The organism is Bacillus cereus (assembly GCF_007678085.1).
GTDB classification, from domain to species: domain Bacteria; phylum Bacillota; class Bacilli; order Bacillales; family Bacillaceae_G; genus Bacillus_A; species Bacillus_A cereus_BE.
Map to the genome: position 1 here is coordinate 193,501 of NZ_VEDW01000003.1, position 14,008 is coordinate 207,508.

Here is a 14,008-nt window from a genome sequence, read left to right on the forward strand (position 1 = left end):
AATAACAGTAATTGTAATTAATTGTAGCGGGGGATAAAGATGCTAGATAAAATAATGATCGAATTTATTAAAACAAAACAGCGAATTATGAATGGTATTGGTGATAAAAGTAATTGGCTTATGACGATAAAAGATAATGAAATATATGTAGAAAGAAAACTTGGAATAGAAAAAGAAGCAGGAACATTATTGGATTTTAATGTAACCGTTGAAGAGGTTCTACGAGTTTGGCAAGATTTTATAAATGATAGAATAATTAATAATCCTGACCTTTATCCAGGTGGAAGATCAAATTTCCTGGTATCGCTATTTGTGGAACTACCTTTCATAGAGGTAACAAAGATTAATGGAGAAAATGCTATTACATTTAAAGAATTTCAAACCGATAACTTACCAAGTGAAAAATATGATAAAGTCATGCTCTTTTTAGAAGAGATAATGAATGGTACATATACTCCAAGCAAGTTACGTGAACAAACGGATGGAAATTTATATCGAGTGAAATCTAATGCACGCCAAGATTTAAGATTGTTGGGCTTTTTGAATGAATCTAATGAAATGAATCAACTGCTATTAAGAGAATATGTTCAATCGGAAGATAAGAAGAACTACATTGCACAGCTAGTTTTAAAACAAGAATATTTCCGTCATGCTTTATTTGTTCTTGGGTTGTTAGAGAAGTATTCAAAGGATGAAAAGAAAGCAGCTCTAGTTGATTTTGGAATGACGATTGTTCGAAATTCATTAGGGGATAATTTGATGGTTGAATCAGTGGCGAAGAGGCGTACGGATAACTTACTGGATTGGCTGGAACAAGTAGGGCTGATTAATGATGAATGGATTCCATCCGAACAATACATAAAAAAGAGTGAAGAAAAGGGCGGTAATATGAGTAGTAGTTTACGTGAAGGCTTTTTAAAGATAATGAAAGAATATTTGGATGCAAAAACAGAAAAATTTGCAGGACATAAATTAGGATTAACAGTCCGAAATGATATAGCAACCGAGATCATTCGTTTACCATTTATAAATGAGAAGCAGTACAGTGTGATAGGGTCAGTCGGAAAAGGGAATTGGGCAACAGTTCCGTGGATTGCGCTAATGCATAGAGATATTACAACATCGACACAGAGAGGATATTATATCGTTTATTTATTTAGTGAAGATATGCAACGATTGTATTTGACCATTGGACAAGGTGTAACAGAAACGACTAAAGAAGATATGCAAAAAACTAAAGAAGAGATCCGCAAGCAAATACATATGTCCCAAAAGGTGAAAAAAGATGATGAGATTTTCCTAGGGACAAGCTCAAAAGCGAAAGGGTATGCAAATTCAACAGCGGCTTATATTGCGTATGATGTTAATAAAATGCCAAGCGAGAAAGAGTTAGTTGAAGACTTAGAAGAAATGCTTCGTTATTATGAGGGATTTATTGCTTACAAAGAGGAAGGAACGAAATATGAAATGATTTATGAGAGGAAAGAAGTGTATTTAGATCAGCAATCCATTATCGATCACGTGTCTTCTTATATTCAAAGTAAAGGTTTCTTTTATGAGAAAAAGGATCTTATTAATTTCTTCCTGTCATTAAAGACGAAGCCGTTTGTGATTTTGTCAGGTATTTCAGGTACAGGGAAAACGAAAATTGTTCAGTGGTTTGCGGAGAGTTTAGGGGCTACGGAAGAGAATGGACAATTTACGCTTATTCCGGTTAGACCTGATTGGAGTGATAGTTCTGATTTGCTTGGCTATGTGAATCTTCAAGGCGAGTTTCAAGAAAGACCGTTAATTAAGGTGCTTGAAGCTGCAGATGCAAATCCAAATAGACCGTACTTTGTAGTGTTGGATGAGATGAACTTAGCTCGAGTGGAGTACTACTTTAGTGACTTTTTAAGTGTAATTGAAAGTCGTAAATGGAAAGATAGAAAAATTGTTACGTCACCAGTTCTTCCAGAATCCATTACGAATAAGCACATTACGATCCCATCAAATGTATACATTATTGGAACTGTCAATATGGATGAAACGACACATCCGTTGAGTAAGAAAGTATTAGATCGTGCGAATACAATTGAGTTTAATACCGTTAACTTAGATTATTTTAATTTCTTAATGGATGTAGAAGAGAAGGAAGCTGAAGTTGCTTCAAATCGCTCTTTAGAAACTGAGTATCTGCATCTAAAAGAATGTTTTAAAGAAAATGAGGATCTTGTGAGAAATATCTCAACTATTTTAATAGAAATAAATAAAATGCTTGAATCAGTTGGAGCTCAAGTTGGATATCGTATACGAGATGAAATTTGTTTTTATATGGCATACAACGAGCAAGGGAAGTTATTGTCATTCGATGAGGCACTTGATTATCAAATATATCAAAAAATTTTACCGCGTCTTGCAGGGAGCGATGGAAGAACAGAAGAGGTATTAAAGCAGTTGTATGTATTATGTGCAAATGAAGAATATGATAGTGGCAATAATGACGCTTCATATGCTAAGTATCCTCGTTCAGTTAACAAACTGTCTCATATGTTAAGGAGGTTCGAGTATGATGGTTTCACCTCTTTCTGGATCTAATAATGAGATAGAACTAGTTAAGATTGAAACAGAGGAGCTATCATTGACGATTAAGGGAAATCCTTATCATGAAAAATATGAGAGTTTAAAAGAATATCAAGCTATGAACGCAGATGAAATGATGTATTTTCATGTAGATGGGAAGACGGAATCCGTTTCTGTATTTGATGCGAGATTGCAGAGGCTAGATGAATGGAACGAACATCCACCAATCTTTTTTGAAAATAGAAGTTATCAGCTTGTGGTTGTTCCGAAAAATAACAGGCAGCTCTCTTTTTATCATGAACATCCGGGTTTTCGAAAGCAAGTTAGTTCTATTCAAATGGGGTCACTTCATGTGTTAATGGGGAACCTTTCATTTCCAAATGAAGTAGGAAATACAACGTTTGAAATTAAAGATGAACAAGACACTTTATTAACTGTTACATTTGAAGTTTTCCCGGCAAAACTTGATTATAAGGATGATTACAGAGCCTTATTAGATGAAGTAAATGATGAAATTTATAATTTAGCGTTTCATTTACTGAAGAGAACATACTTAGGAGCATCTGCAATTTACGCTACAAATCCCTCGAAGAGTGAATTTTATCGTATTTTAAATGATTCCTTTGAGCGATTTATGAGGTCGATCTCTCATATTAAACGGCAACCGCATCATACGCTTATGACTAGACATCAACTTGTACGAGGAGAAAAAATTCGTAAACTGGATTCTGTCGGAATGAACTATTTGCGAAAGCGACCACACTTGCTACAAGGAGAAAACAGTATACCAACTAAAGGTATTACAGCTTATAAGGAAGTGTCTTATGATACGCTGGAAAATCGATTTGTTAAATGGATGATTCAAAGAGTCGTACATAAAATAGATGATCTACTTAAGGCGCTAGAGTCAAAATCTAGATATACACGTGGTGTAACGGATGAAGATTTACTAGAACGTGTAAAAAATATGAAGTCTCGAATGAAAAATGAATTGAACGATCCCTTTTGGAGAGGAATCGGAAAATTAGATCGCTCAGTCTTTTCACTCGTTATCCAAATGGCAGCAGGCTATCGAGATGCGTATCAAATCTTCTTAATGCTATCACGAGGTTTAACATTACGAGGAAAAATTTTTAAAATGTCGGTAAAAGATGTTGCTAGATTATACGAATACTGGACATATTTAAAGCTCGGACAAATTCTATCAAAAAAATATATACCGCTTCATCAAGATGTTATCCAAGTTAAACAGGATGGTTTATATGTAACGCTAGATGAAAGTAAAACTGCGAAAAGAACGTTCAAACATCCAGAAACAGACGAGGTAATTGAACTTTACTTCCAGAAAAGAAACGGTGGACTGCCAACAGTTACACAAAAACCAGATACGATGCTCGCTATTGAGAAAAAGGGAAAGAGCTATCAATACCAATACATTTTTGATGCGAAATACCGAATTGATTTTGCTGAAAGCTCTCATTATAAAAGGAAGTATGGCGCTCCTGGCCCAGTGGAAGAAGACATTAACACAATGCATCGTTACAGAGACGCACTAGTAGTAGAACAAGAAGGTCCTTTTGAACGAACAGCTTACGGAGCGTACGTACTATTCCCGTGGAACCAAGAGGAAGCGTACCAGAACCATCCATTTTATAAAAGTATCGAAAAAGTAAATATCGGTGGCTTCCCGTTCTTACCAAACGCAACAAGACTGGTCGAACAATTTCTAGATCATCTCATTGAAAAAAGCCCAGAAGAAATTATAAGAGAAGGCATCCTTCCAAGAGGTACAAAAGAAGAATGGCACTCCTCGCTAGAAGAAAAAGTATTAGTGGGCAGTGTGAAAGCTGAAGCCGACTATGAAGCATATAGAAAAGAAGGCTTATACCAGTTATCAGTCACACAGTTAAAACCAGGATGGCAAGAAGCAAAGTATATAGCATTATATGCACCGAAAAAATGGCACGGAGAAAAAGGTGGTATCCAATGCGTAGCCAAAATCAAACACATTCAAATGCAACAAAACGATGAGCATGTACATTTCGAACTAGAGCCATGGAAAAAACTAGATCACCTCATTCGTCCAGTAGGGTATGGCATTCAAACATACACAATAACAACTATGTCGTTATTAAAAGAAGTACAAGAACTCCCAGAACTCTTCATGAAATCAAAAGAAGAACGAATCCTTTGGAAAACGCTGCGCCGTTTTACGAAGCAAGTTAAGGTTGAACTGGATCATCGTAATTTAGATGAGGCTTCTTCTATTAAGAGTTATTATGTGCAGGATGTTCAGATTTGGGTTGATTATGGGAATGGGGTTGTTGTGGTTGGGAAAGATGGACGAGTTAAGGAAGTTCCTTTGGAGTTGGTTGTTGGTAGGGGATCGGTGTTGTTTAGAGAAGTTTTAGAAGTGCTAAATGTTAAAGAATAGCACTTAGATACAAAGGTGATTAAGTCATGGATAAAGGCCAAGTTTATTTTTGCATGGAACAAATGATTTTAGGTGAAGTGGAGAAGCATTATTAGTTGGATAAAGTGTATTGTTAGCGATGGGAAGAAGAGCATATGAGGGATATGCTCTTCTTTTTATTTGTAAATAAGGTGGCTGTAAAATTAAAATGATGACCTCTACCCTGTCAAGATAAGAAGCGTATATTTTACGTTTCGGTAATATCGAGCAGAAAGTTAGTTGTATCAAGGGTTTAGAAGGTAGTCTATATTTCTTCTTGTAAATCCAGTAAAGTAGAAAAATAAAAATTATTGACCGGAATTTTGACTAATCTTTACTCAGTTTCTTATAAGTTTAAAGAAAGGATTGTTCTAAAATTTGATGACTTATACACTATAAGTAACTGAGTTTTTCTTAGTATGAAATTAAAAAGATTTCTTCACTAGGCATTGAGTCTTCCTTTATACTAAGATAAACAGATATTTGAAATTTTGCAGGAAATACATAATTTATGAGGCTTACTGCAACAAGGGGGGAACTTAGGATTGGATTGGAAGCAGCAAATGAGTATCGGGCTCGATTATTGGATTCAGCTTTGTTCAAATGAACAGAAATACGTTTCCATTAAAGAACAAATCATCGGGCTACGAGAGGATATAGAGAATGAACTCACGATAATGATTACAGGCGAGTTCAACGCAGGAAAGTCAACATTTATTAATGCTTTACTTGGGGAAAAGGTTTTGTCTTCTGATGTTACTCCGGAAACGGCAATGGTAACAAAGTTGGTTTATGGAGAGAAGAGGAAGGTCATCGCTCGTTATCTTAATGGCAATTCGGAAGTGTACGATGATGCTTGGTTTGAGCAACTAACGGCAGAACGTGATGGGAAGTTCAAGGTAATCCGTCACCAGCTTTCCCATGTTGAGTTGCAAATGCCTCTTGAGATTCTTAAGGCTTTTACAATCATTGATACTCCGGGACTGAATGCAAACAATGAATTTCATACGAAGGCAACGGAGCGATTTTTGGGAAGAACTGATTATGCCATTTTTTTATTCCATGCTATGAATGTAGGAACAGCAACAGAAATAAAATGGCTGAAAAAGTTTAATGAAAATTCAATTTATCCCTTTGGAATCATTAATCGAATTGATGAATTAGATGAGGAAGAGGACGACTTAGAGGACTTGATTGATTTTAATAAACCACGGCTAGGGCCTTCAGTCCAGAAGTTGATTGGCGTATCAGCAAAGGATGCTTTAATCGGGAAATTGGAGAAAAATACTCAGACAATTGAATGGAGTAATTGGGGAGATGTAGAACGGCTTCTGGAGAGCTTTAAAGAAGAGACCAATAAGAAACTGGAACGGACTTATACGAGACTGTTGCAGCCAATTCGCCAAATGGACCAGCTTTATTTAGAGAGAAAAATATCGTTACCATTAAAAAAACTTAATACTAGAAATGTAGAGTTTTTTGTAACAAGGGAGTTTCCAGAGCTGTTTTTAACTAAAGAAAGATTGGATAGTCAAAAGAAACTAACCAAATCTGTGCAGGATAAGTGGAATGTTTTTTTTGATACAAAGATATATACAATTGATAGCCTTGATGGATTCTTGCGAAGTTTCATGCAGTATTACAAAAAGTTGGGGGATCAAAGAGGAGCTGAATTAAAGAGTAATCCTCTGCAAATCTGGGAGAAAATGATACTCCCAAAATATCACTCCTTCCTTCAAAATCGTAAAGAGTATAATAATAAAGTTATTGATTTGAACCAGGATAGAGAAAATCTTGATCGAAATTGGAAGACTGTCCAATTTAGCTCCTCGATAAATAAAAAGAAAAAGCTTAGAAGGCATGGGAGGAAGCTGGAATTTTACCATCATGAACGGGGAAATTTGGGTAAAAAGCGCAAGGTGTTAACCGATATTTTTAGGGAGATGACGATAGGAATAAATGAAATCCAACAAAGTATCAACACTTTTGTCGAGAGTGACCTTCAATCCCATGTAGAAAATGAACGGAAAGAGCTTGATAGCTGGAATAGACAGCTCAAAAAAGTGAAAAATTCTTTTGATGGATTTTCTAGGAGTGATCTTACTCATATAGAGTTATTTTCAAAAGGGTTAGACAATTTCCAAGAGAACGTTGCTGTACCGCTATTAAACGCAGGTCGGACACTTGAAAATCTTCTCGTTTATGAGGAAGTAAACTATCTCTTTAGTAATTTGGCACAATTGGGTCATGACTTGCCACCGAAAGAGTTTTATCACCAGTGGAAAATGATCGATGTATCGTCGAAAGTAAGGGAAAGAAACTATAATTTGAACATTTTGAAAATTATCTCTCCGGAGTTGTTGCATCATGAGCTTAAAGTTCTCCCTGATGAACTTAAGCACGATGTCCAGATAGAAATTGATACAGTCCGTGCCGAACTAAATCGATGGATGAAGAGTAGTGTAGCGGCTATGTTTCTGTTATTAGTAATAGTGGGGATTGCGGAATTAAACGATAGAAGTTCTTCGCAACACAGTGATAACAATATTTCAGATTACAAGGATAGTGATTATTCCGAGAATGTTGCCGATGCAGCTCCAAGTCTTGAAGAAGAAAAGCAGACATTAGAAAATCAGTACTCTGAGGAAGATGTGAAGAGTTTTCTAAGGTCAGTATATCAGCAGCTTAAATATGAACAATCCAGTCATTTCCGTTTATTTAGCAATGATGGGTGGGAAAGATTTTTACCATACTATGATAACCTTGCCAAGGGAAAACTGGAAACCTTTAATATTACCAATGTTGAATATTTGTCAGGGGATGAAATTAAGGCAACGGTAAAAGAAACCGCTATACAATCAGGGTCTCTTAAAGAATTCGAAACAGATTACACGTTAACAATGGATTCCAATGCAGGTAATAATTTAATGATTAGTGCATTTTCATACACGCTTGTCAATGAAACAGAAACCGAGATTGCACTTGAAGATAGGGAACTTAAAGAATTTTTTAGCAAATTTCGAAGTGAGTATATGCAGGTTTTGAATTGGGGGAATTCCGTTTACATTGCTGATTTCTTTGATCAGGGTAGCCCTGCTTATAAAGAGCTGCAGATTTATATTAATTCGATTGCCGGAAAGGGCTACACCTTTAAAGAACTTGGTTTCCAGATTGATAAGGTGAATAAGGTTAATGTTAACGAATATAGTGTCTCTACTTCTGAAAAGTACATGTTTACAGATGAGAAGGGAGAGAAGACAAATTATGAAAAGACCAAAAATTATATAGTGAAGGTCTTACCTGAGAAGAGGATTGTCATAAAGGAAATAACTATTAACAATACAAAGAAAGAAGTAGTTAAGATGCCGACTGTTCAGCTCGTAACCACCCAGGATGTGAACGGATTTATTCATCGCTATTATTCTGCCTTTGAGGGTGCCTTCAATGGTAATGGTTTCAGTTATGTGCAGGACTATTATGATCCGAAGGGCTCAGGCTATAAGAGTACGGAAGAGTATATCAAAAACGCGAACAATAAGAATATGCGCATGAATAACATCGAAAAGAGTGTTGAATCTATCAGTACAGTTGACGAAAATCATTATATTGTTATTGTTAATTTTATTGATGAATATGCTTATCGGGATGGATCAGGAGACCGGAAACGGGTGCGTACTACTTATAAAGTTTCAGTATCGAATAACGGAAATATGTTAATTTCGGAAGATCCGAAAGTCGAAATTCTAGAAAAAACAAAGTACTAGGGAGTGAATAGCATGAGTCTTTCACTGGATTTTTATACCACTAAAAAGAAACAGTTGTTTAATCAATTATACAAGCTAGAGGTTATGCTTCAAGATATGGGGAACCGCACCGATTTGAAAAAAATTAACGAGGCTAGGAATCAGGTATTGAAGGAGCAATTCCAAGTAGTCGTTGTAGGCGAATTTTCACGTGGGAAGTCGACGTTTATCAACGCGCTTTTGGGCAAAAAGCTGCTTCCTTCTTCGGCAAAGCCGACAACTACTTTGCTGAACATCATCACCTATAGTAAGGAGCCGTTCATCAAGCTTCATTTTCGAAAAAAGGGTGTTAAGGAAATTAACGAGGAAATGTTCAAGAAGCTTGTTGCACCGAAGGATCCAACTCCGGGTGATAAGGAATCTGAAGAGGCCTATGAGAAGCAGGTTGAACTGTTTAAGAGTATCGAATACGCGGAAATAGGCCACCCACTTTCCTTTTGTAAGGATGGGGTAAGGATTATCGATACACCGGGGACGAATGACCTAGACCCGGCGCGCGAGCAACTTACTAACAGTATTATCCCTCAATCTGATGCAGCGATTCTTCTCCTCTCGGCAATCAAGATTTTATCCGAGTCCGAGATGAGCTTCTTGAAGGACCGAATTCTTGCGAGTGACATTCAGAAGGTTTTTATCGTTGTTAACCAGAAGGATCTTTTGGAATCACCTGAAGCGGCTGAAAAAGTGTTTAATCATGCTTATAAGCACCTGAAGGATATTTTACATGAACCGAAGATTTTTATGGTTACATCGAAGGGAGCTTTGAATGCGCGGCGAAAAGCCGCTGGAGAGGAACTTGTCACAAAGCGTGGAAAGCAGATTCCAGTTATGCCACTTGAAGAGTCGGGATTTTTGGAGCTAGAGTCTGCGTTGGGTGATTTTCTTCAGTTCGAAAGAGGGGCAGTTAAACTGCAGAGGCCGATACAGAGAATGGACAAGCTCATTTCTGATGTACTGGAGAAACAGATTGATTTTGAATATAGGACCTTGACCCAGCAAATGGATGGCATTCAGGAAAAGGTGGCATCATTCCGTCCGCGCCTAAATGAGGTGCATAGGACTGGCAAGGAATCTTTAAAGAAAATTGTTATAGAGCTGAACAAAGAGGAATCCAAGGTAACTAAATGGTACGATGAAGAGCTGGCTAAGATTACTGCCAAAGGAATGGAGGCCTTTGATAAAAACCGATATTGTGGAATAGATGAAATTAGCGGTGAAGTGGAAAAGGAAATTGCCCCGCTTGAGCGAAGTCTCCATGAAAATAAAAAGAAGAAAATGACGAACACAGCCAAGAGGGTCATCGAGGAGATGAGTAAGCAACTAAATAATGAATGGTTCAAGCTTGAAGATGACCTGAAAAGCCTTGGTTCCTTCAGCGAGACTTTGAATGAAATGGCCCCGACAGGATTGGTACTTGAAAGGGAAGTAAAGCATTCTATTTTCGACGAGATTTTTGATGAACTAGATACTGCATGGGAAAGAAGCAATAGCTTTATCGGCAAGCTAGCCATCGGTGCAGGATTTATCGCTACTGCTGTTGTTGGACTTGCTTCATTTATCTTCGGAGGGGCGTGGGCCTGGTTTACTGGCGAGGATGAAAAGACTAAATTCCGTCGTAAGCTCTCTGCTCAGATGGATACATCAGAAACACAGCGCCGCTTGCATTTTAAGGGTGAATGGGATGGCATGGTCAAAGCAATTTATAAACAGTATCAGGAAATCGTTAATGAGAATGTTCAAAACGTTGAAAACCAGTTGAACCAGCTCTTGGAGAATACACTGCTTGAGGAAAAGGAAATCGAACTCAAAATGGAAATGTTGAACCGTAGATCACTGGCTTTTAAGCAGATTAAAAACGATCTCAGCAGCTTATATCAAGAACTTATAAATCCTGCAAAAGAAAAGGCTGGTGCTAAATGATGAACTATACAGCAGAAAAGGAATTGCTTAGGGAGAAGATAGGGAAGCTGAAGGGAAATCTTGTTGAATTGATGCCCGCGAGTTCACAGTTAAAAGTGCTTGGGGAAATCGAGGAGGACTTGATCCAGGATTACTATACGATCATGGTTGTGGGTGAATTCAAACATGGGAAGTCGACATTTGTCAATGCTTTGCTCGGCAAGGACATCATGCCGAGGGATGTCACGCCTACAACAGCAACTATCAATGCAGTATTCCACTCCGAAAATCCAGAGATGCAAATTTTAAAGGTGGACGGTCAGGTTGAGAAGAGGGATCTTACTGTAGACGAGCTTAACCAGTATACAGCTTCAGCTGACTTTAATGCGGAAGAAATTAAATATTTAAAGCTATTTATGGATGCCCCATTATTGAAGAATCGGGTGGTGCTAATTGACACTCCAGGGGTTAATGACCTTAATCAACAGCGTTCTGACATCACCTTCGAATTCCTTCCGCGTGCCGATGTTATTATTTTTATGACGTCGATGGATGCCGCGATGAAGAAGACTGAGAAGATATTCATTCAGGAATTTTTACTAAAAAATGGGCTGGACAAAATAGTCTTTGCTGCTAACTTCATGGACCGGATCGATGAGGAAGAACTAGATGACACTATTGATTACATCAATCGACGAATTCAAAACATCCTTGATGGGGAGAAGGCTACGCTGTTCCCTATGTCAGCCCGCGAAGCACTTGAAGGAAAGTTACATGGAGATGAAAGTCTGCTTCGATATTCTGGGGTTCCAGAGATTGAGGCGGAAATTGTAAAGAGGATAGAGAGCGGTTCGCGCAGTATGGAAAAGCTCGAGCGCTTCCACTGGAGGCTTAAGGCAAGTGCAGAAGCTGTTAGAAGTGAGATTGAAACTGCCAAGGGATTGTCTTCCGAGTCGCTTGAAAGCCTTGAAGCTCAGCTAGCAGCCGTTGCGAGTTGGTTTTCTAAACAAGATGTTTGGAGGGGACAGCTACAGAATTATTTGAATGATCGTCACAATGAAATCAAGTACATGGTACGGAAATCGGTCCAGCACTTTGGTAATAATGTCCGAGAAGATATTGAGAATCGGATTCATCTGTACCATGGTGCAGATGTCAAAAATCTTGTTGAATCTCAAATTCCGATTGCTGTAAAATCCCAATTTAACTCATGGGTTAATCAATATAGTGACTATGTCCATGAGCTGCTGCGCAAAATGCAGGTGGAAGTGATTAAAGGGCTGACCACTGCGTTCAAAGAGAGTGTCCATATCCAGGCAGTTAAAGGAGCTAACATTCAAATTGTCGATTCAATTCCGATATTGAGTGCACGGACAGGAAACGCGAATGTAAAGGCAGGGCTTGTTCTTGGTGGAGCGAGTACTCTTGCGATATTGCTCGGCGGACCGTTCTTTTTGCCGATAGTAGGGATGGCCGGACTTCCATTTTTATCACAAAAGCTCGCCGAAAAACAACTTGAAGATATCAAGCCAGAACTAATTACCGCAACTGGCCGCCAAATTAGCCAGCTGGTTGATAACTTTGAAGAACAGATTAACCACTACGTACAAAGAACAAAGGAGCAAATCGAAGAGGAATCATTGGAAGAATTCTCGCGCCTGCTTCGCTCTTATGAAGTGATTTTGAAAGATGAAATCAATAACAAGCAAAAGGAAGCCACCTTCATCAAGGCTTATCAAAGCAAACTTACTGATTTGGATGAATTAATCAAAACAGAACTTATGGAAGGGGAAAAAGCACTATGAGTGAACATAATCTGCAGCAAGTATCCGATTCATTTGACCATGACTTTGGCCAATCCAATGATCATTTAGTCGTTCCTGACCATCATAACATCCTAAACAATCATCATGGACCTGGCACCTATGACAATTCAAACGACTTCTTGGACTACCAAGATCCATTGAAACATGCTTATAAACATCAATTTCAGCCACTGAATCTGGACAACATTCATTTTGTTAACCCGCACCATGTTGATGGATATTTTAGGAATGATGGAACATATGTAAACGGCTACTTCCGTGACGGTGACGGTAATACCGCAATTGACCATCCAGCCGAGCAAGGTGGTGGGTACATCAGAAGCAATCCGGATGGGAATCCCTTTAATAACTTGAAATAGTATAAAAAAGCAGGAGCAATGCTCCCGCTTTTTTTATGGTGGGAGTTAGTATGCGTTCTTCTAGAAGGGGCAAAGTTTAGGGAATATCGAATGGAAAGCTAGTTGTATCAAGGGTTTATAGGGTATTCTATATTTTTTTATGCAAATCCTGTAACGTAGAAAAATGAAATTTATTTACCAGAATCTTGACCAGTTTCTAAGTGTGTTTATAAGTTTAACGAAACATTTTTCTGTCAAGATATGTTGCTATACAGAACATTGTTTTAGATTATAACAGGTAAAGTAAAGGTGGAAAATGATGATATTAGGTACACACCTTTTTTAATACACCAAATTAACTAGGAGATAACTGAAGACAGTATATAGTCTGTTTTCAGATGGGATTTATAAAAAGTAATATGATATAGCATATAATGAACTTATGAATAAACTATTTCCCTAATGGTAAATATAGCTATCTTAGTGCTTGCCCAATTGACAAGGTCACTGTGGAAATTCAGTATTTGTAAGGAGAGAACAGCTATGCAGTTTAACACCTAGTTAAACTGCTATAGAAGAAAAACCAAACGGAGGAAAACCCACATGCCAACCTACAACAAACTAATCCGAAACAAAATCCCACAAATAATAAAAAATAATGGAAAAACACCCACAACAAGAATCCTACCCGAAGACGAATACATAAAAGAACTCTGCAAAAAAACACAAGAAGAACTAACAGAATACATCGAAGCAAAAACAAAACCTGATAAACTCGAAGAACTATCCGACCTACTAGAACTAATAAACGCCCTAGCCGAACACGAAGGCACAACACTAAAAGAAATCAACAACATCCGTAAAAAGAAAGCAGTAGAACGAGGGGGCTTCTCAGATCGAGTGTTTCTAATCGAAGTAACCGATAACAAGCCCCTCCTAAGCCCCTTACAAGCCCCTACCAAGTAATAAATCACTAAGAAAAAACATAACAAAACAAAAACACCAACAAACACCGTAGTAGGAGTCGAAAAAAATTTTTGAAATAACACGCCAAAAACCCGGCCCTCCTTCCTATATATAGTACAAAGAGGAAATTTTCATTTTTGAATTAGGACGGGAGGAATTGGG

The 14,008-nt window shown here is 37.8% G+C and carries 6 protein-coding genes and 1 pseudogene; all 7 read left to right on the forward strand.

Translation table 11 applies throughout. From position 1 onward, the window contains the following. The first annotated feature begins 87 nt into the window (after positions 1–87). The 7 genes and pseudogenes from FS742_RS14585 (at position 88) to FS742_RS14615 (ending at position 13,846) form a co-directional block, all read left to right on the forward strand. Complete coding sequence (locus tag FS742_RS14585) at positions 88–2,577, forward strand: MrcB family domain-containing protein (RefSeq protein ID WP_395940395.1); 2,490 nt, start codon at positions 88–90, stop codon at positions 2,575–2,577. Further along, a complete protein-coding gene (locus FS742_RS14590; protein ID WP_144613885.1) occupies positions 2,552–4,996 on the forward strand; it encodes a restriction endonuclease-like protein in 2,445 nt (814 codons plus the stop codon). The genes FS742_RS14585 and FS742_RS14590 overlap by 26 nt, the downstream gene beginning before the upstream one ends. Positions 4,997–5,559: 563 nt before the next feature. Then, positions 5,560–8,778 carry a TcaA NTF2-like domain-containing protein gene (locus FS742_RS14595; RefSeq protein WP_144613200.1) on the forward strand — a complete coding sequence of 1,073 codons (3,219 nt, stop codon included), beginning with the start codon at positions 5,560–5,562 and terminating at the stop codon, positions 8,776–8,778. 12 nt (positions 8,779–8,790) lie between these two features. Beyond that, positions 8,791–10,737 carry a dynamin family protein gene (locus tag FS742_RS14600; RefSeq protein ID WP_144613201.1) on the forward strand — a complete coding sequence of 649 codons (1,947 nt, stop codon included), beginning with the start codon at positions 8,791–8,793 and terminating at the stop codon, positions 10,735–10,737. A 143-nt stretch (positions 10,738–10,880) separates the two neighbouring features. After that, a pseudogene (locus tag FS742_RS28285) lies at positions 10,881–11,465 on the forward strand (dynamin family protein); the annotation flags it as partial. Positions 11,466–12,517: 1,052 nt separating this feature from the next. Beyond that, a complete protein-coding gene (locus tag FS742_RS14610) occupies positions 12,518–12,901 on the forward strand; it encodes a hypothetical protein (protein WP_144613205.1) in 384 nt (127 codons plus the stop codon). Between the two features lie 582 nt (positions 12,902–13,483). Then, positions 13,484–13,846: a nucleoside triphosphate pyrophosphohydrolase gene (locus FS742_RS14615; RefSeq protein ID WP_144613207.1), complete on the forward strand. Its 363-nt coding sequence runs from the start codon at positions 13,484–13,486 to the stop codon at positions 13,844–13,846. Positions 13,847–14,008: the final 162 nt, after the last annotated feature.

Coding starts and splice junctions, on each gene's coding strand:
- FS742_RS14600 (WP_144613201.1), top strand. CDS start 8,791: ATGAGTCTTTCACTGGATTTTTATACCACTAAAAAGAAACAGTTGTTT.
- FS742_RS14610 (WP_144613205.1), top strand. CDS start 12,518: ATGAGTGAACATAATCTGCAGCAAGTATCCGATTCATTTGACCATGAC.
- FS742_RS14615 (WP_144613207.1), top strand. CDS start 13,484: ATGCCAACCTACAACAAACTAATCCGAAACAAAATCCCACAAATAATA.
- FS742_RS14590 (WP_144613885.1), top strand. CDS start 2,552: ATGGTTTCACCTCTTTCTGGATCTAATAATGAGATAGAACTAGTTAAG.
- FS742_RS14585 (WP_395940395.1), top strand. CDS start 88: ATGAATGGTATTGGTGATAAAAGTAATTGGCTTATGACGATAAAAGAT.